Origin of the sequence: Paracoccus sp. (in: a-proteobacteria) (genome assembly GCF_030538755.1) — a bacterium.
Taxonomy (GTDB): domain Bacteria; phylum Pseudomonadota; class Alphaproteobacteria; order Rhodobacterales; family Rhodobacteraceae; genus Paracoccus.
This window is the reverse complement of the sequence record NZ_JAUNTJ010000005.1, coordinates 32,755-51,783: the sequence shown is the minus strand read 5'-3', so window position 1 is coordinate 51,783 and position 19,029 is coordinate 32,755. Positions and strand designations below refer to the sequence as shown.

15 protein-coding genes, 1 pseudogene, 1 CRISPR repeat array and 1 riboswitch are annotated in these 19,029 nt (G+C 67.0%); of the genes and pseudogenes, 13 read left to right on the top strand and 3 right to left on the bottom strand.

What is annotated here, in order from left to right; genetic code table 11:
- Positions 1 to 762: 762 nt before the first annotated feature.
- Together Q4G14_RS04545 and Q4G14_RS04540 are read left to right on the top strand one after the other, a co-directional pair.
- Positions 763 to 963: a hypothetical protein gene (locus Q4G14_RS04545; protein ID WP_303360546.1), complete on the top strand. Its 201-nt coding sequence runs from the start codon at positions 763 to 765 to the stop codon at positions 961 to 963.
- A gap of 46 nt (positions 964 to 1,009) precedes the next feature.
- Positions 1,010 to 1,186, top strand: a complete 177-nt coding sequence (locus Q4G14_RS04540; RefSeq protein WP_303360545.1) for a hypothetical protein — start codon at positions 1,010 to 1,012, stop codon at positions 1,184 to 1,186.
- Between the two features lie 57 nt (positions 1,187 to 1,243).
- Here the strand turns inward: Q4G14_RS04540 and Q4G14_RS04535 are convergent, their stop codons facing one another.
- Both Q4G14_RS04535 and Q4G14_RS04530 read right to left on the bottom strand, forming a co-directional pair.
- Positions 1,244 to 1,585: a DUF2853 family protein gene (locus Q4G14_RS04535; RefSeq protein ID WP_303360544.1), complete on the bottom strand. Its 342-nt coding sequence runs from the start codon at positions 1,583 to 1,585 to the stop codon at positions 1,244 to 1,246.
- A gap of 97 nt (positions 1,586 to 1,682) precedes the next feature.
- On the bottom strand, positions 1,683 to 3,032 hold the full coding sequence (locus Q4G14_RS04530) for a hypothetical protein (protein WP_303360543.1): 1,350 nt from the start codon (positions 3,030 to 3,032) through the stop codon (positions 1,683 to 1,685).
- A 109-nt stretch (positions 3,033 to 3,141) separates the two neighbouring features.
- Positions 3,142 to 3,236, top strand: a riboswitch (glycine riboswitch).
- 147 nt (positions 3,237 to 3,383) lie between these two features.
- Here Q4G14_RS04530 and gcvT point away from each other — a divergent pair.
- The 5 genes and pseudogenes from gcvT to Q4G14_RS04505 all read left to right on the top strand — a co-directional run bounded on the left by gcvT (position 3,384) and on the right by Q4G14_RS04505 (position 9,275).
- The gene (gcvT, locus tag Q4G14_RS04525) at positions 3,384 to 4,508 is read left to right on the top strand and encodes a glycine cleavage system aminomethyltransferase GcvT (RefSeq protein WP_303360542.1); all 1,125 of its coding nucleotides are present in this window, start codon (positions 3,384 to 3,386) and stop codon (positions 4,506 to 4,508) included.
- Positions 4,509 to 4,522: 14 nt separating this feature from the next.
- Entirely contained in the window at positions 4,523 to 4,879 is a 357-nt protein-coding gene (gene gcvH, locus Q4G14_RS04520) for a glycine cleavage system protein GcvH (protein WP_303360659.1), read from the top strand.
- Between the two features lie 114 nt (positions 4,880 to 4,993).
- Positions 4,994 to 7,825 carry an aminomethyl-transferring glycine dehydrogenase gene (gene gcvP / locus Q4G14_RS04515; protein WP_303360541.1) on the top strand — a complete coding sequence of 944 codons (2,832 nt, stop codon included), beginning with the start codon at positions 4,994 to 4,996 and terminating at the stop codon, positions 7,823 to 7,825.
- A gap of 90 nt (positions 7,826 to 7,915) precedes the next feature.
- Positions 7,916 to 8,152 (top strand): annotated as a pseudogene (locus tag Q4G14_RS04510) (thioredoxin domain-containing protein); the annotation flags it as partial.
- Positions 8,153 to 8,392: 240 nt separating this feature from the next.
- Positions 8,393 to 8,909: direct repeats of the CRISPR family, unit length 29 nt; unit sequence CTGTTCCCCGCACACGCGGGGATGAACCG.
- A gap of 3 nt (positions 8,910 to 8,912) precedes the next feature.
- The gene (locus tag Q4G14_RS04505) at positions 8,913 to 9,275 is read left to right on the top strand and encodes a hypothetical protein (protein ID WP_303360540.1); all 363 of its coding nucleotides are present in this window, start codon (positions 8,913 to 8,915) and stop codon (positions 9,273 to 9,275) included.
- A gap of 73 nt (positions 9,276 to 9,348) precedes the next feature.
- Here Q4G14_RS04505 and putA read toward each other — a convergent pair whose 3' ends face one another.
- Entirely contained in the window at positions 9,349 to 12,789 is a 3,441-nt protein-coding gene (gene putA, locus Q4G14_RS04500) for a bifunctional proline dehydrogenase/L-glutamate gamma-semialdehyde dehydrogenase PutA (protein ID WP_303360539.1), read from the bottom strand.
- Between the two features lie 106 nt (positions 12,790 to 12,895).
- On the opposite strand from putA, the gene Q4G14_RS04495 reads away from it, so the two are divergent.
- From Q4G14_RS04495 to Q4G14_RS04470, 6 genes are all read left to right on the top strand, one after another.
- Entirely contained in the window at positions 12,896 to 13,360 is a 465-nt protein-coding gene (locus Q4G14_RS04495) for an Lrp/AsnC family transcriptional regulator (protein WP_303360538.1), read from the top strand.
- A gap of 89 nt (positions 13,361 to 13,449) precedes the next feature.
- The gene (locus Q4G14_RS04490; RefSeq protein ID WP_303360537.1) at positions 13,450 to 15,027 is read left to right on the top strand and encodes an ABC transporter substrate-binding protein; all 1,578 of its coding nucleotides are present in this window, start codon (positions 13,450 to 13,452) and stop codon (positions 15,025 to 15,027) included.
- Positions 15,028 to 15,089: 62 nt separating this feature from the next.
- A complete protein-coding gene (locus Q4G14_RS04485; RefSeq protein ID WP_303360536.1) occupies positions 15,090 to 16,070 on the top strand; it encodes an ABC transporter permease in 981 nt (326 codons plus the stop codon).
- Between the two features lie 9 nt (positions 16,071 to 16,079).
- Positions 16,080 to 17,003: an ABC transporter permease gene (locus Q4G14_RS04480; RefSeq protein ID WP_303360535.1), complete on the top strand. Its 924-nt coding sequence runs from the start codon at positions 16,080 to 16,082 to the stop codon at positions 17,001 to 17,003.
- Positions 17,003 to 17,998, top strand: coding sequence for an ABC transporter ATP-binding protein (locus Q4G14_RS04475; RefSeq protein ID WP_303360534.1), 996 nt, complete (start codon positions 17,003 to 17,005; stop codon positions 17,996 to 17,998). The genes Q4G14_RS04480 and Q4G14_RS04475 overlap by 1 nt, the downstream gene beginning before the upstream one ends.
- Complete coding sequence (locus Q4G14_RS04470; protein WP_303360533.1) at positions 17,991 to 19,010, top strand: ABC transporter ATP-binding protein; 1,020 nt, start codon at positions 17,991 to 17,993, stop codon at positions 19,008 to 19,010. Before Q4G14_RS04475 ends, Q4G14_RS04470 begins: the two co-directional genes overlap by 8 nt.
- The last annotated feature ends 19 nt before the right edge of the window (positions 19,011 to 19,029 follow it).

Sequence of the window (19,029 nt, the reverse complement as noted above, 5' to 3'; positions counted from 1 at the left end):
CCCGCTTGCAGAAATTGTTGAACTTGTCATCACCACGCTGTCCGGCAGGGCGGGATAGAGCCAGCATTGGCCGGTGCAGGGGCATCGCCATGTGGCTTTGAACCGCAGCGGGTTTGTATGGTGACGGCGCATGACAGACCCGGAACCCGGCGGGCAGCCTGAATCGGCGTTTTGCCGGGGCAGGGCGCATCGCTATGTGGCTTTGGGCTGCGGCAGGACCGACCCGGTGGCGGTGTGCGCGGTTATCAGAAACAAGGCTGCCAGTATTCGATAAGCCCTTTGGAAACGGCTGAACAGATCATCGCCGCGCTGTCTGGTCGCTGTCCGGCAGGACGGAATGGCCCGGCATTTTGGCGGCGCTGCCGTGAGGCTTGGGGCTGCGCCGGGTTGCGCGGTCGCGCTGTTTGCCGCCGCATATCTGCGGGGCATCTTGCCGAAGCCGGGGCGTTATCGCATGGCTTGGCGCTGCATCGGGCCTTGCCCGGTGGCGATGTGCTGTTTGCCCCCGCATATCGGCGTGCCATGAACCGGCGTTTTCGTGAAACAGGGCGTCGTCGCCATCGCCATTCGGGTCGGTATTGTCGGGATCAGCGGCTTTGGAGGGGTGAAGCGGCTGATTGCCGGGCATCTTTTGTGAGATGGTCTATGTCGCCGGGGACAGCAGCGCGGGCAGCCGCTTGGCGGATCGCTTTCCCGCTGTGTCGTCGCGGCTGGTGGATCTGGTGATCCAGCATTGGGATGCGGCGCGATTGCCGCAACTGGATGTGCTGTATTGCCGACGAGGGCTTTGGCCGGGGTGCTGGCGGGGCCGGGGGCGGCACCCTGGGCTTTGCCGACAGCAATGGAAACGTGCAGCCTTGCAAGCCGTTGCAGCATGTCCATATGCCCGAAATCGCCACCGCCATCGCGCATCTGGCGGGCGTGGGTGGCGGCGGTGCCGGGGTGGTTTTACGCCGCATCTGATCTCGATGGTGCGCGGCGGATTTATGCAGAGCGGGGTTTTGTGCGCGTGAGCGATGCGCCGCCGCAGGCCAGAGGGGCCAGCGGCTGCAATCCTGCCTTTGTCAGCCATGCCGCCGGTCCGGCGCGATCTGGTGATTGCGATGGGGCGGCGGGGCAGAGCGCCTATCTGATCGGCGGGTGGCCGGAAACCGCCGGGCTGGATCACGCGCCGGTCTGGCCGTGACCCGGCAGGGCCGTGCGGCAGGCCCCCGGAGCCGGCGCGGCTCCGGGGGCGGGGGCATCAGCCGTAAACCGACTGTTTGCCGAAATGTTCGCACAGCAGGTAATAGACCACCGGGCGGTATTTGCTGCGGTTCGAGCGGCCGTAACGCTCGATCACGGCGTCCAGCGCGGCATCCAGTTCGGGGCCATCGGTCAGGCCCAGCTTTTTCACCAGAAAGTTCTGGCGCACGCGGGCCATTTCCTCGGGGTCGCCTGATGCGACGGTTTCGCTGTCGGGCCGATAGATCGAGGGGCCGCAGCCGATCGTGACCTTGGTCAGCAGGTCCATATCGGGTTTCATGCCCAGCTTGGCTTCCATGTCAGAGGCGTATTTGGCGATTAGTTCGTCGCGGCGGCTCATGGCATTGCTCCTGTTCGGTGGTTCGCGGCGTGATCCTAGGGGGTGGATGATAAAAAGCAATCCATTCAACGTGGAAAGCCGGTTCGCTTTTGCCCGGTCAGCGGAAAACACCCGATCCGATCGCATTCGGGTCGATCCGGCGCGGGGCCGGGGTGGCGGCGGGCGGCGCGGGGGCAGGTGCGGGCTGGCGGGCGAACGGCTGGCGGGGCTGCGCCGCGGGTGCCGTGGCGCGCGGGGCGGCGGGGGCTGGCGTGGCGCGCGGGGCGGGCTGCGCCACCGGCTGCGGCGCGGGGGGCGGGCAGCGCAGATCGGGGCGGGCGGCCAGCGCGCGGAACAGCGCGGTTTCGGGGGCCAGCGTGGGCGCGGCGGTTCCGGCCTGCGCAAAGTAACGCTGCGCCGCCGCGCGCGACCCGGCCCCCCATTGGCCATCGACCGTGCCGGTGTAACAGCCCATCCGCGCCAGTTCAGCCTGGATGGCGCTGACCTGTTCCGCCGGGGCCGGGTCAAAGGCCCCCGCGTCCAGCAGGCTGGCGAACAGCGCCGCATCGGTGCTGCGCAACCGTTCGCGTTCGTCAAAGCCGGTGGACAGGGGCTGGCCTTGAACCACGGTGACGGCAGCGGCGGTGTCGGGCGTGTCGTCCACCGGATCGCCGATGATGACCGAGGGTTCGGGCAGGCCCGGCGCTGTCGGGCGCGCGGCGCGATCCTGCGGCAGGGCCGCTGTGGGCAGAGCCATGGGCACCGGGGCGGCGGCGGGTGGCGGCGGCACGGGTTGCAGCGGCGCGGCAAGGATCAGCGTATCTGCGGGGGTGTCGGCGGGGGGGCTGGCCGGGGCGGTTGCCGGGGTTGCGGTCAGGCCGGGCCAGTCGGCCCCCTGACGCAGCGCCATGCCCGCCGCGCGCAGGGTGGCGGCGATTTCGGCCCCCGGCCGGGTCAGCGCGGTGGTCAGCGCATCGGTCAGGCGCGGCGTGGCGCTGCAATCGGCGGGCGCGGCCAGCAGGGCGCGCGGCGGCGGATCGGGCAGGGTGGCAAGCGGGGCGGTGCCGGGCGTGGCCGGGCAGCTTTCGGCGACCACGATCAGCGCCCCGGCCCCCTGCCATTGCGCGGCGATCCGCTCCAGCGGCCAGCCGCCCGGCGCGCCGCCATCGGCATCGCCGGACAGAAACACCAGCGCCACCTGCGGCGCGGTGGCGGGCGCTTCGGGCAGGGCGGTGGGATATTCCAGCCGCCGCACATCAAAGCCCGCCGCCAGCGCCGCCCGGCTGACGGCCAGCGCATCGGCGGCGCTTTGCCCCGGTTCCTGTTGCGTGCCGTGAAAGGCCATGGTCACGGCCACCCGCGCCGCTGCCCCGTCCGGCGCATCCTGCTGCGCAGCCGCCGCCACGGGTGCGGCGGTGATCGCGGCACCCAGCAGGGCAGGGGTCAGGAATGCGCAGCGTGAATCCATGCCCCGCCCTAGCCGATCCCCGCCGCAAAATCGAGTGGTTCGCGGCATGGTTGCGCCATCAGCCGATCATAAAACTGTTGCCAGCCGCGCGGCCACCCGCTAGCACTTTGGTCGGAACGACGGGAGAAGCTGGCCCAATGCGGGCCTGTGCCGAAGGAGCAACCGCCCCGGTAAACTCTCAGGCGGAAAGACCGCGTTCCCATAAACTCTGGAGAGTGGCGCTCGCGCCCGCCGAAGGGATAACGATCTCAGGCGCCCCCACGGGGCAGGGACAGAGGGGGCATCGACGCGGCTGGTCGCCTGACCGGCGGGGTAACGATGCCGCATCGGCGGCTGTGACAGGGGGACGACATGGCCGATGATTCGCGGCGAACGGGGCTTTACGATTTTCACATCGCCGAAGGGGCGCGCATGGTGCCCTTTGCCGGCTGGGATATGCCGGTGCATTACACCACCGGCGTGCTGGGGGAACATCTGCATACCCGCGCCCATGCCTCGCTGTTCGATGTGGGGCATATGGGGCAGGTGCTGGTGATCCCCGCCGATGGCGGGATCGAGGCGGCGGCGCTGGCGCTGGAAACGCTGATCCCCGCCGATCTGCTGGGGCTGGCGCCGGGGCGGCAACGCTATGGGCTGTTCACCGATGAGGAAGGCGGGATTCTGGACGATCTGATGATCGCCAACCGGGGCGATCACTTTTATCTGGTGGTCAACGCCGCCTGTGCCGCCGCCGATCTGGCGCATCTGCAAAGCCTTGAGGGCGTCGAGGTCAGGCCGGTGACGGATCGCGGGCTGATCGCGCTGCAAGGCCCCGAGGCCGAACAGGCGCTGGCCCGGCTGCTGCCCGATGTGGCGGCGATGAAATTCATGGATATGCGCGCGCTGGACTGGCAGGGCGTGGAACTGTGGGTGTCGCGATCCGGCTATACCGGCGAGGACGGGTTCGAGATTTCGGTGCCCGATACGCATGTCACCGCGCTGGCCGAGGCGCTGCTGGATCAGCCCGAGGTGGCCCCCGCCGGTCTGGGCGCGCGCGACAGTCTGCGGCTGGAGGCGGGCTTGCCGCTGTATGGGCACGACATGGACGAAACCGTCAGCCCTGCCGAGGCGTCGCTGGGCTGGTCGATCCCCAGGGTGCGCCGTCGCGGTGGCGCGCGCGAGGGCGGCTTTCCCGGTGCGGGCGGCGTGCTGATGGAGCTTGAGGAAGGTCCGTCGCGTGCCCGCCGTGGCCTGCGCCCCGAAGGCCGCGCCCCGATCCGCGAAGGGGTCGAGCTGTTCGACGCCGAAACCGAGGGCCGCAGCCTTGGGCGGGTCCGCTCGGGCGGGTTCGGGCCGTCGGTGGGCGGGCCGATCGCCGTCGCCATCCTTGACCCCGAACTGCCCGAGGGCACGCGCCTGTGGGCCGAGTTGCGCGGCAAGCGCATTCCGGTGGCCATCAGCCCGATGCCTTTCGTCAAGACCACCTATAAACGCTGAGGAGCGAACCCATGCTGAAATATACCCAGGATCACGAATGGCTGCGCGCCGAGGGCGATGAAATCGTGGTCGGCATCACCCGCCACGCCAGCGAGCAACTGGGCGATGTCGTGTTCATCGAACTGCCCGAGGTCGGGCGCGAGGTTGCGGCGGGCGAGGAGATCGTGGTGATCGAATCGGTCAAGGCGGCATCGGATATTGTCGCGCCGGTGGCGGGGGTGATTACCGCCGTGAACGCGCCTTTGGCTGACGCGCCCGGCGATGTGAATGCCGATCCGATGGCGGCGTGGTTTTTCCGCATCAAGCCTGCCGGGGGCACCGATCTGGATGGGTTCATGGACGAGGCCGGTTATCAGGCGATGATCGGCTGACGGGTTGTGCGGTTGCCCCCGAAGGCCGGGGCGCTGCCCCGGACCCCGGGATATTTAAGGACCAAAGATGCCCATTCCGGTTGCTGTGGCGGCCGGGTTTTCAGGAGTTGATGAATGACCCGCTGGACCCTTACCGACTATAACCCCGATGATTTTGCGAACCGCCGTCATATCGGTCCCAGCCCTGCCGAGATGGAGGAGATGCTGCGCGTGGTCGGGGCGGGGACTTTGGATGAGTTGATCGGGCAGACGGTGCCTGCGGCGATCCGGCAGGAAAGGCCGCTGGACTGGCCTGCCTTGTCGGAATCGGCGCTGTTGGCGCGGATGCGCGAGGTGGCGGGCAAGAACCGGGTGATGACCAGTCTGATCGGGCAGGGCTATTACGGCACCGTCACTCCGCCTGCGATTCAGCGTAATATTCTGGAAAATCCGGCGTGGTACACGGCCTATACCCCGTATCAGCCCGAGATTGCGCAGGGGCGGCTTGAGGCGCTGTTGAATTATCAGACCATGGTGGCCGATCTGACCGGGCTGCCGGTGGCCAATGCCAGCCTGCTGGACGAGGCGACGGCGGCGGCCGAGGCGATGGCCATGGCCTTGCGGTCGGCCAAGGCCAGGGCGCGGGCGTTTTTCGTCGATGAGAACCTGCATCCGCAGACGATTGCCGTGCTGCAAACGCGGGCCGCTCCGCTGGGGGTTGAGGTGATCGTGGGCGCACCCGAGGCGCTGGACCCCGGCGCGGTGTTCGGGGCGATTTTCCAGTATCCCGGCACCTATGGTCATGTGCGTGATCTGAGCGCGGATATAAAGGCGCTGCACGCGGTCGGGGCCTTGGCCGTGGTGGCCACCGATCTGCTGGCGCTGTGCATTCTGAAAGAGCCGGGGGCGATGGGGGCGGATATTGCCATCGGGTCGTCGCAGCGGTTCGGGGTGCCGATGGGCTATGGCGGGCCACATGCGGCCTTTATGGCCTGCCGCGACGATCTGAAGCGGGCCATGCCGGGGCGGATCGTCGGCGTGTCGGTCGATGCGGCGGGGCGCATGGCCTATCGCCTGTCGTTGCAGACGCGCGAACAGCATATCCGCCGCGAAAAGGCCACCAGCAATGTGTGCACGGCGCAGGCTTTGCTGGCGGTGATGGCGTCGTTCTATGCGGTGTTTCACGGGCCGGTCGGGCTGCGGGCGATTGCGCAGCGGGTGCATCTGAACGCGGTGACGGTGGCGGGTGCGCTGCGTGCCGCCGGGGCCGAGGTCGAACCCGAGGCGTTTTTCGACACCATCACCGTGCGCGTGGGTGTGGGCCAGCAGGGCATCATGGCCGCCGCTGAACAGCGCGGGCTGAACCTGCGCCGCGTGGGCCGCGACCGCGTGGGTATCAGCGTGGATGAAACCACCGACGCGGGCGTGATCGCGCGGTTGCTGGATGCGTTCGGCATCGAGGCCGCGCCCGATGCGGCGACCGAACCGGCGATTCCGGCGGAACTGCTGCGCGACAGCGATTATCTGACCCATCCGGTGTTCCACATGAACCGGGCGGAATCCGAGATGATGCGCTATATGCGGCGGCTGTCGGATCGCGATCTGGCGCTGGACCGGGCGATGATCCCGCTGGGGTCCTGCACGATGAAGCTGAACGCGGCCGCCGAGATGATGCCGATCACCTGGCCCGAATTTGGCGCGCTGCATCCTTTTGCCCCTGCCGATCAGGCGCAGGGCTATGCCGAGGCGATTGCCGATCTGACCGACAAGCTGTGCCGGATCACCGGCTATGACGCGTTTTCCATGCAGCCCAACAGTGGCGCGCAGGGGGAATATGCCGGGCTGCTGACGATTGCCGCCTATCACCGCGCGCGGGGCGAGGATCGCGACATCTGCCTGATCCCGGTTTCTGCCCATGGCACCAACCCGGCCAGTGCGCAGATGTGCGGGATGAAGGTGGTGGTGGTGAAATCCGCCCCCAATGGCGACATTGATCTGGAGGATTTCCGCGACAAGGCCGCGCAGGCGGGCGACCGGCTGGCGGCGGTGATGATTACCTATCCCTCGACCCATGGCGTGTTCGAGGACACCGTGCGCGAGGTGTGCCAGATCACCCATGACCACGGCGGGCAGGTTTATATCGACGGGGCGAATATGAACGCTCTGGTCGGGCTGGTGCAGCCGGGTCAGATCGGCGGCGATGTCAGCCACCTGAACCTGCACAAGACCTTTGCCATTCCGCATGGCGGTGGTGGGCCGGGGATGGGGCCGATCGGCGTCAAGGCGCATCTGGCCCCCTATCTGCCCGGCGATCCGCGCGATCTGGACGGGGGCGCGGTGTCGGCGGCTCCGTTCGGCAGCGCCTCGATCCTGCTGATTTCATGGGCCTATATCCTGATGATGGGCGGCGAGGGGCTGACGCAGGCGACGCGCGTGGCGATCCTGAACGCCAACTATATCGCCAGCCGTCTGGCCGGGGCCTATCCGGTGCTGTTCATGGGCAACCGGGGCCGCGTCGCGCATGAGTGCATTCTGGACACCCGCCCCTTTGCCGAACATGGCGTCACGGTGGATGACATTGCCAAGCGCCTGATCGACAACGGTTTCCACGCCCCCACGATGAGCTGGCCGGTGGCTGGCACCTTGATGGTGGAACCGACCGAAAGCGAGACCAAGGCCGAGATCGACCGCTTTATCACCGCGCTGCTGGCGATCCGTGACGAGATCACCGAGGTGGCCGAGGGGCGCATCGACGCGGCGGACAGCCCTCTGCGCCACGCGCCGCATACGGTCGAGGATCTGGTGGCGGAATGGGACCGGGCCTATTCACGCGAACAGGGCTGTTTCCCGCCGGGCGCGTTCCGGGTGGACAAATACTGGCCGCCGGTCGGGCGGGTGGACAACGCCTATGGCGACCGCAATCTGGTCTGCACCTGTCCGCCGGTCGCGGATTATGCGGAAAGCTGAGCGGGCCTTGCAACGTTGCGCCGGGCTGCGGCGTTGCAGGGCAGAGGCTGGCTGCGCTGAACGGGGGGTGCCACGTCACAGCCGAAAACGCTGATCTGTCTGGATTGCGCGCAGGCCAACCGGGTGCCGGATGATCGGCTGGCGCAGGGGCCGAAATGCGGGGTCTGCTGGGCGGCGCTGATCCCGGCCTGTTCGGTGGCGGTGGATTTCGCCACGCCGGGCAAGGCGGCGCGGGGCGATGATCTGCCGCTGCTGGTGGATTTCTGGGCACCGTGGTGCGGGCCGTGCCGGGCGATGGTGCCCGACTTTGAACAGGCCGCGGCCAGCACGGGCTGGACCTGCCCGATCAATCCACCCCCGAGATCGCCGCCTTGACCCAAGATTGGCCCGACTGGCGCCGCACCACCTTAACGCTCTGCCCTGTAATGGACGACAGCACAATCTGCCCCAGCCTGGGCTACGACGCCGAAAAGGGGTGGTGTTTGTCGGCGAGGTATAAGGGGTCATTTATCTGGTGCTATTCGAGGTGTTGTGTTAGTTGATGATAATCAGTCGCTTATGGGAAGTCTGTTCCCCGCACACGCGGGGATGAACCGGTCTGCTCTGATCTGAAAAAACTCTGGCTGCGCTGTTCCCCGCACACGCGGGGATGAACCGGGGGCGGATTTGACGGCGGCGGCGGGTTTGCTCTGTTCCCCGCACACGCGGGGATGAACCGCCAACCTGGAGGTCAGCATCGGCCCGGAGGAACTGTTCCCCGCACACGCGGGGATGAACCGTTGGCAACGGGGCTTGGGCTGTTCCTTGGCGCCTGTTCCCCGCACACGCGGGGATGAACCGGAATGGACAGGCGCGACAGGTCACGAACCTTTCTGTTCCCCGCACACGCGGGGATGAACCGACGTGGAACCCTTTGGGGTCTTCACAGTCAATCTGTTCCCCGCACACGCGGGGATGAACCGAAGCCCTGGTGGTCGCGGACGCATCGGGGATGCTGTTCCCCGCACACGCGGGGATGAACCGGCGACGTTATACCACCCTTCGGGAATGGGTTCCTGTTCCCCGCACACGCGGGGATGAACCGGGCATGAACCTGACCGCGCTGCACCCGTGCGGTTTTGCGGCCCGCTATGTGTCGCGGATCATCAGCGATGCCGGGACGATCCGGCGGGCACATGCCGAAAGGCGGGTTCTGCCGATGATCCTGACCGAAGCCGAACAGAACCGGATGCATCTGGCCTTTAACGACCGGCTGGCGCAGATGGCGGCGCGGCTGGGGTGCCGCTATTTCGATGTGGTCGAACAGACGCGGGGCCGTGATGCGGACAAGGGTGTGCCCTGTCTGGCCGATGAATGCCGCACGGCGCGGTTCGACCATCATCTGGCCGATACCGTCGCGGTGCGGCGCATCCACTATATGGCTGCCGGGCGTTGTTTCGGGCTGATTTAAGCTATTGATACCATGATTTTTTATTGCAGCGGGGCATCGCGGGCGATTTGCCTGAGATGCCCCGTTGCAACCGCTAACCCGCCAGCAGCGCCGCGTTGCCGCCTGCGGCGGTGGTATCGACGCAGAGATGCCGTTCGTGCAGCACCTGCGCCGGGGTCGGGGCGGTGGTCAGCAGTTGCGTGATGGCACCCTGACGCGCGGCCAGTGCCTGCGCATAGGCGCGGGCTTGCGCGGTGTCGCCCCACCAGATCGCCGCCGACAGGCCGGGCAGATCGCGCAGCGCCTGCGGCGGGATCGCGCCATCCGCCGTCACCGCCTGCCCGCCCAGATCGCGCACCGCCTGCGCCTGCGCCGCTGCCATCTGCGGGCCGGGGCCAAGGCACAGCACCGGCGGGCGGGCATAGGTGGCCAGCCGGTTCAGCTCGCCCGTGGGGCCGGGCATCAGGGTTTCGGACAGGCGCGGCGGGTCGCCGCCGGTCAGGCGGGCGGCCAGTGCGCCCAGGTCGGCATCTGTTGTCCAGCCGCCTGTCGTGGTCGCATCGGGGGCGGGGGTCGGGTCAAGGGCGGGGGCCGTATCGGGGGCGCTGAACTGCGGCAGATACAGCGGCCCGCCCGCCTTTGGCCCGGTCCCCGACAGCCCCTCGCCGCCAAAGGGCTGGCTGCCGACCACCGCGCCGATCTGGTTGCGGTTGACGTAGATATTGCCGCAATGCACCGCCTCGGCGATCTGCTGCACGCGGGTGTCGATGCGGCTGTGCAGCCCGAAGGTCAGCCCATAGCCGCGCGCGTTGATCGCGGCGATCACGCGCGGCAGATCACCGGCGCGAAAGCGGGCGACATGCAGGACCGGGCCAAAGACTTCGCGGGTCAGATCGTCGATGCCATCCACGCGCAGCAGGGTGGGGGCGATGAAATGGCCCTGTTCCTGCGCGGGCGCGGTGATCTGGTGCAGCACCCGGCCCGATTGCGCGCTCAGATAGGCGGCGATGTCGGCCTGCGCGGCCGCGTCGATCACCGGGCCGACATCGGTGGCCAGATCGCGCGGATCGCCGAGGCGCAGTTCCTCCATCGCGCCGCGGATCATGTCGATCAACTGCGGGGCGATGTCGTCCTGCACATACAGGCAGCGCAGGGCCGAGCAGCGTTGCCCGGCAGAGCGGAAGGCCGAGGCCACCACATCGCGCACCGCCTGTTCGGGCAGGGCGGTGCTGTCCACGATCATCGCGTTCAGCCCGCCGGTTTCCGCGATCAGCGGCGTGCCGGGGGCCATGTGGTCGGCCATGCTGCGGGCGATGGTCTGCGCCGTTTCGGTCGAGCCGGTGAACACCACGCCCCCGATCCGCGCATCGCCGGTCAGCGCCGCGCCCACCGTCGCGCCCTCGCCGGGCAACAGTTGCAGCGCGGGGGCGGGCACTCCGGCCTGATGCAGCAGCCGCACGGCGATGGCGGCGATCAGCGGGGTTTGCTCGGCCGGTTTGGCCAGCACGGCATTGCCCGCCATCAGCGCCGCCGCGATCTGGCCGGTGAAGATCGCCAGAGGAAAGTTCCACGGGCTGATCGCCGTGATGATGCCGCGCGGCGTGCCGGTGCCGCCCGCGGTGCCTTGGGCGGCGTAATAGCGCAGGAAATCCACCGCCTCGCGCAGCTCGCCCACGGCGTCGGGCAGGGTCTTGCCCGCCTCGGCGGTCAGGGCGGCGAAGATCGGGCCAAAGTTTTCCTGATACAGATCGGCGGCGCGGCGCAGAACGGCGGCGCGATCGGCGGGGGCGGCATCCCACGGGCGGGCGTCGGCGATGGCCTGCGCCGCCTGATCCGCCGTCGCATCCTGCACCTGCGCCACCACCGCGCCGGTGGCGGGGTTCACGACCGGGCGCGGCTGGCCCTGCGCCGGCGTCACCGTGACCGGCGCGGCATCGGGGATGGCCACGTCGCAGGCGGCGTTGATCCGCGCCAGCGTGTCGGCGTCGGTCAGGTCAAAGCCCGCCGAATTGCACCGCTCTGCGCCAAAGATCGCATCGGGCGCGCGCAGGCTGGCGGGGGGGCGGGCATCCGCCAGCGCGGCAAAGGGATCGGCGGCGATGGTGTCGGGGCTGACCGTTTCATCGACGATCTGATGCACGAAACTGCTGTTCGCGCCGTTTTCCAGCAGGCGGCGCACCAGATAGGCCAGCAGATCGCGATGCGCCCCCACCGGCGCATAGATGCGGCAGCGCCCGCCGGTTTCCGCCAGCACGATGTCATGCAGCCGTTCGCCCATGCCATGCAGGCGCTGAAATTCGAACGCCGTGTCGCCCGCCATTTCCAGCACGGCGGCGACGGTATGGGCGTTATGGGTGGCGAATTGCGGATAGATGCGGTCGGCATAGCCCAGCAGCCGTTTCGCCAGCGCGATATAGCTGACATCGGTGGCGGTCTTGCTGGTGAACAGGGCAAAGCCCGGCAGGCCCTCGACCTGGGCGCGCTTGATTTCGGTGTCCCAATAGGCGCCCTTGACCAGCCGCACCATGATGCGGCGGTCCAGCCGGGTGGCGGTGGCGTGCAGCCAGTCGATCACCTGCCCGGCGCGCTTGCCATAGGCCTGCACCACGACGCCGAACCCGTCCCAGCCCGCCAGCGAGGGGTCGGCCAGCACCGCCCGGATCACCCGCAGCGACAGCACCAGCCGGTCCTGTTCCTCGGCGTCGATGTTCAGGCCCATGCCCGCCGCCCTGGCCTGCTGCGCCAGCCTCAGCACCACCGGCACCAGCTCGGCCATGACGCGGGGTTCCTGCGCCACCTCGTATCGGGGATGCAGGGCCGACAGCTTGATCGAGATGCCGGGGTTGGCCTGAACCGAGCCTTTGTCGCAGGCCCGCGCGATGGCGGCGATGGCATCGGCGTAATCGCGGGCATAGCGGGCGGCGTCATCGGCGGTCATCGCCGCCTCGCCCAGCATGTCGTAGCTGTAGGTAAAGCCCTGCGCCTCGCGCGATCGGGCGCGGGTCAGCGCGTCGGTGATGGTCTGGCCCAGCACGAACTGCCGCCCCATTTCCCGCATGGCGCGGCCGACGGCGGTGCGGATCACGGGTTCGCCCAGCCGCCGGATCGCGCCGCGCAGCGTGCCCGCGATGCCGGGCTGGTCGTCGTCCAGCACCTTGCCGGTCAGCATCAAGGCCCATGTCGAGGCATTCACCAGCGACGATGACGCGCTGCCCAGATGGCGGCCCCAGTCAGAGGGGGCGATCTTGTCCTCGATCAGCGCGTCGATGGTGCTGGCGTCGGGGACGCGCAGCATCGCCTCGGCCAGGCACATCAGCGCCACGCCTTCGCGGGTGGACAGGCCGTATTCGGCCAGGAAATGTTCCATCAGCGTCGGTTTTGCCTCGGCCCGGATGCGGCGGACCAGATCGGCGCCGCGGGCCGATATGCGGGCGCGCAGATCGGCGGGCAGGGCGGCGCGGGCGATCAGATCATCCAGCAGCGCCGGTTCGTCGCGGAATTTGGCATCAAGAGTAAAGGCGGCAAGATCGGTCATGGCAGGTTCCCCGTTTGCGACACAATAGCGCGGCATGGCTGGACGATGTGACCAAAGCGGGCCATTATTGCAGTCGAACCAACCATAATTACGGGCATTTTCAGCCATGACCGACCAGCTTGACCCGACCAACCGCAAGATTCTGGCCGAACTGGTCGCCAATGCCCGCATCCCGATCAGCGAGCTGGCGCGCAAGGTCGGCCTGTCGAAAACCCCCGTCGCCCTGCGCATCCGCCAGCTAGAGGAGATGGGCCTGATAACCGGCTATCGCGCCATGCTGTCGCCGCTGAAGCTGGGGCTGACCCATGTCACCTTTATGCAGGTCCGGCTAAGCGACACCCGCGAAAAGGCGCTGGCGCAGTTCAACGAACAGGTGCGCCGGATCGCGGAAATCGAGGAATGTTACATGATCGCGGGCGGCTTTGATTACCTGCTGAAGGTGCGGTCGCACGATATGGCGCAATTCCGGCAGGTGATGGCCGAAAAGATCTCGGCCCTGCCGCATGTCGCCGCCAGTTCCAGTTTCGTCGCGATGGAGGCGGTGGTGGAACAGGGCTGGACCAGCGCCTGACGCGCGGGAACGTGGCCCGCCTGCTTGCCCGGATGGCACTTTGGGCCTAGCATGACGGTTGCGTAAACAAACAACAGGGAAAACAGGAAATGATGACCATATCCGCGCGCATGGCCGCATCGACGGCGGTCGCTCTGGCGCTGACGCTGGGGGCCGCGCAGGCCGAAACGCTGCGCTGGGCGCGCAGCGCCGATGCGCTGACCATGGACCCGCACGCCCAGAACGAAGGCCCGACGCTGACCCTGCTGCACAATGTCTATGAAACGCTGCTGGGCCGCGATGTGGACGGCACGCTGACCCCGCGTCTGGCGACGGAATGGTCGGTGGACCCGGAAGACCCGTCGATCTGGGTGTTCAAGCTGCGCGAGGGGGTGAAATTCCACGATGGCGCCGATTTCACCGCCGAGGATGTGGTGTTTTCGCTGAACCGGGCCAAGGCTGAAACCTCTGACTTCAAGGCGCTGCACGCTGCCGTGGAAAGCGTCGAGGCGGATGGCGATTACACCGTTCGCATCAGGATGAACGGCCCCGCGCCGATCTATCCGCAGAACCTGACCAACACCTTCATGGTGGATCAGGGCTGGACCGAGGCAAACAACGTCGTCGCGCCGCAGAACTTTGCCGCCGGCGAGGATAACTTTGCCGTCCGCAACACCAACGGCACCGGCCCCTACAGGCTGGTCAGCCGCGACCCCGAGGTGCGCACCGTCCTGGCCCATTTCGACGGTCACTGGGACGAAACGCCCGCGGTGACGGAAATCGTCTATACCCCGATCAAAGAGGCCGCGACCCGCGTCGCCGCCCTGCTGTCGGGCGAGATCGACTTTGTGCAGGATGTGCCGGTGCAGGACATCCAGCGTCTGGAACAGACCGACAGCGTGACCGTGACCACCGGGCCGGAAAACCGTTCGATCTATTTCAGCTATGACATGGGGTCGGACAAGCTGCGTTCGGGCGATACCACGGAAAACCCGTTCAAAAAGCCCGAGGTGCGCGAAGCCTTTTGGCTGGCGCTGGATCGTGATGCGATCAGGCAGGTGGTGATGCGCGGGCAAAGCGATCCTTCGGGCGTTGCCGTGCCGCCCTTTGCCAACGGCTGGACCGAGGAACTGAACGCCTATGCGGCACCGGATTACGACCGCGCCAAGCAGTTGCTGGCCGATGCGGGCTATCCCAACGGGTTCAGCCTTGATCTGCATTGCCCCAACGACCGCTATCTGAACGACGAGGCGATCTGTCAGGCCTATGTCGGCATGTTGGGCCGCATCGGCGTGCGCGCCAATCTGGTTGCCCAAAACCGCAGCCTGCATTTCCCCGTCGTCCAGAATGGCGAGGCCGATTTCTTCATGATGGGCTGGGGTGTGCCGCCGTTCGACAGCCAATATGTGTTCGACTTCCTGATCCACAGCAAGACCGACCAACTGGGTGGCTGGAACGCCTCGAACTATTCCGATGCGGATGTGGATGCAAAGATCGACAGCCTGTCCTCGGACGTGGACGAGGCGCACCGCAACAACACCATCAACGAGATCTGGAACAAGGTTCAGGAAGACCGGGTGTTGCTGAATGTGCATAATCAGGTGCTGGCCTATGCGACCCGCAAGGGCGTCAATATCGCCGTTCATCCTGAAAACCAGCCGCGGATTCCAGCGGTTTCCTTTGACTAAGACCTGATACCCAGGCGAACGGGGCCACCGCCGCGTGGCCCCCTTTCTGATCCGAGGCATCCATGCTTGCATTTACCCTCCGGCGGCTGGCGCAATCCGTTCTGGTCATGCTGGCCGTCGCGCTGGTGGCCTTTGCGCTGTTCCGCTTTGTCGGCGATCCGGTCGCCACCATGCTGGGACAAGAGGCATCCGCCGCCGACCGTGCCGCGCTGCGCGACCAGCTGGGGCTGAACGATCCGTTTGTCGTGCAGTTCTGGCACTTTATCACCCGCGCCGTGCAGGGGGATTTCGGCATTTCCTATCGGCTGCGCGAACCGGTGCTGCCGCTGATCCTGTCGCGCCTGCCCGCCACGCTGGAACTGGCGCTGGTGTCAGGCACGGCGGCGTTTCTTGGCGGGGTGGGGTTTGGCATCTATACGGCGCTGCGCCGCAAGGGCTGGCTGTCGAACCTGATTATGACGGTTTCGCTGATCGGGGTGTCGCTGCCGACATTTCTGATCGGGGTGCTGCTGATCTGGGTCTTTGCGGTGGAACTGCAATGGCTGCCCAGCTTTGGCCGGGGTGAAACCGTGCGGCTGGGCTGGTGGACGACCGGCTTTCTGACGCCATCCGGGCGGGCCTCGCTGATTTTGCCGGCGATTACGCTGGGCCTGTATCAGATGACGTTAATCATGCGGCTTGTGCGCGCCGAAATGCTGGAGGTGCTGCGCACCGATTACGTCAAATTCGCCCGCGCGCGCGGCTTGTCGCAGCGCGCGATCCATTTCGGCCATGCGCTGAAGAACACGCTGGTGCCGGTCATCACCATCACCGGGCTGCAACTGGGGTCGATCATCGCCTTTTCCATCATCACCGAAACCGTGTTCCAATGGCCGGGGGTGGGGGCGCTGTTCATCAACTCGGTTCAGGCGGTGGATGTGCCGGTGATGGCGGCCTATCTGATGATGATTGCGCTGGTGTTCGTCGTCATCAACCTGATCGTTGACATGCTGTATTACGCCGTCGATCCGCGCCTGCGCGTGGATCGCGCGTCAGCGCATTAAGGGGGCAAGATGTCCGAACAATCCCGACTTGCCCGCATGTGGGACAGCGATGTGATGTGGTCGTTCCGGCATTCGCCGGTGGCGATCATGGCGGCGCTGGTGGCGGTGGCGATCATTCTGGCCGCCGTGCTGGCGCCGTGGATCGCGCCGCATGACCCGTTCAACCCCGCCAGCCTGAACCTGATGGACGGGTTCAGCCGCCCGATGCAACCGAACGAGTTCACCGGCAACACCTATATCATGGGCACCGACAATCAGGGCCGCGACATCCTGTCCACTATCCTTTACGGCGCGCGGATTTCGCTGTTCGTCGGCTTTGCGGCGGTGCTGTTTGCCATGGTGCTGGGCATCGGGCTGGGGCTGATCGCGGGTTTTCGCGGCGGCTGGGTGGATAACCTGCTGATGCGGATCGCCGATGTGCAATTGTCTTTCCCCTCGATCCTGATTGCGCTGCTGATCTTTGGCGTGGCGCGCGGCTTTATTCCGCCTGCGATGCGCGATCAGATGGCGATCTGGGTGCTGATCGTGTCCATCGGCCTGTCCGACTGGGTGCAGTTCGCCCGCGTCGTGCGTGGCGCGACCATGGTGGAAAAGAACAAGGAATATATTCAGGCCGCCCGCGTCATCGGCGTGCATCCCGCCCGCATCGCGGTGACGCATATCCTGCCCAATGTCATGGGCCCGGTGCTGGTGATCGCCACCATCGGCCTTGCGCTGGCCATCATCGCCGAGGCCACGCTGTCCTTCCTTGGCGTCGGCGTGCCGCCCACGCAGCCCAGCCTTGGGACGCTGATCCGGGTCGGGCAGGGCTATCTGTTCTCGGGCGAGTGGTGGATTCTGCTGTTCCCGGCGCTGGCCTTGCTGGCGCTGTCGCTGTCGGTCAACCTGCTGGGCGACTGGCTGCGCGATGCCCTGAACCCGAGGTTGCGCTGATGTCTGAGTCCGCAAAAACCACGCCGCTGTTGTCGGTCCGTGATCTGGTGGTGGAATTCCCGACCCGCCGCGGTATCCTGCGCGCCATCGACGGCGTGTCCTTTGATATTGCCGCGGGCGAGGTGCTGGGCGTCGTCGGCGAATCCGGGGCGGGCAAATCGCTGACCGGCGCGGCCATCATCGGCCTGCTGGAGCCGCCGGGCCGTGTCGCGGGCGGCGAAATCCACTTGCAAGGCGAGCGCATCGACAACCTGCCGCCCGAGGCGATGCGCCGCCTGCGTGGCCGCCGCATCGGCATGGTGTTTCAAGACCCGCTGACCAGCCTGAACCCGCTTTATACCGTGGCGCGGCAGTTGACGGAAACCATCCGCACCCATCTGCCCGTCTCGGCGTCCGAGGCGCGGCAGCGTGCCATTGCGCTGCTGGATCGCGTCGGCATCCCGGCGGCGGCGCGGCGGATCGACGATTACCCGCATCACTTTTCCGGCGGGATGCGGCAGCGGGTGGTGATCGCGCTGGCGCTGGCCGCCGAACCGGAGCTGGTGATCGCCGACGAACCCACCACCGCGCTGGACGTGTCGGTTCAGGCGCAGATCATCGACCTGCTGAAAGAGGTGACAGCCGAACGCGGTGCAGGCGTGATGCTGATTACCCATGACATGGGGGTGATCGCCGAAACCGCCGACCGGGTGGCGGTGCTGTATGCGGGCCGGATCGCGGAAATCGGCCCGGTCCATGACGTGATCGAGCGGCCCGAACATCCCTATACGCGCGGGCTGATGGGCTCGATCCCGACCTTGGCGCAGGAATCCGACCGGCTGGTGCAGATCCCCGGCGCGATGCCGCGCCTGAACGCGATCCCGCCCGGCTGCGCCTTTAACCCGCGCTGCGACCGGGTGTTCGACCGCTGCCGCGTCGAACGCCCCGACCCGATCGAGCGGGGCCATGGCCGCCGCGTGGCCTGCTGGCTTTATGACGAGGTGCGCAATGGATAAGCCGCTTTTGCAGGTGCAGGGGCTGACCCGCCGCTTTGACGTGTCGAAACCGTGGCTGAACCGGGTGCTGGAACGGCAGGACCGCGCCTTTCTGACCGCCGCCGCCGATGTGTCGTTCGAGATCAACAAGGGCGAAACATTCGCGCTGGTGGGCGAATCCGGCTCGGGCAAATCGACGATTGCCAAGATGCTGGTCGGTCTGGTCAAGGCCAGCGAAGGGCGGATCGTCTTTGACGGCAACGACCTGACCGCCGCCAGCCCCGCGCAGATGCGCCGCTTGCGCCGCCGGTTCCAGATGATCTTCCAAGACCCGTTTGCCAGCCTGAACCCGCGCTGGCGCGTGGGCCGGATCATCGCCGAACCCATGCGCACCTTTGGCACCGCCCACGGCGCCGAAATCGGGCGCGAAGTTGCCCGCCTGCTGGAAACCGTCGGCCTGTCGGCAGCGGATGCCGCCAAATTCCCGCATGAATTCAGCGGCGGCCAGCGGCAGCGGATCGCCATTGCCCGCGCGCTGTCGTCAAAGCCGGAATTCATCGTCTGCGACGAACCCACCAGCGCGCTGGACGTGTCGGTTCAGGCGCAGATCCTGAACCTGATGCGCGATTTGCAGGATGAACTGGGGCTGACCTATCTGTTCATCAGCCACGATCTGTCGGTGGTGCGCCACATGGCCAGCCGCATCGGCGTGCTGTATCTGGGCCGTCTGGTCGAGGTGTCGGGCGGCAAGGAACTGTTCCGCGCGCCGCAGCACCCCTATACGCGGATGCTGCTGGATGCGGTGCCCGATCTGGCCATGTCGGGCAAGCGGCGCACGCCTGTCACCGGCGAGATCCCCAACCCCATCGACCCGCCGCCGGGCTGCGCCTTTCACCCGCGCTGCCCCTTGGTCATGGACCGCTGCCGGGTGGACCTGCCGCCGCCGGTCGCGACGCCGGGCGGGGTGTCGGCCTGCTTTGCCGCGCCGCTTGGCCCGGTGGGGGATGCGGCGGCGCGGGTTGTGGCGGTCTGAAGGGCGGGGGCGCGATGAT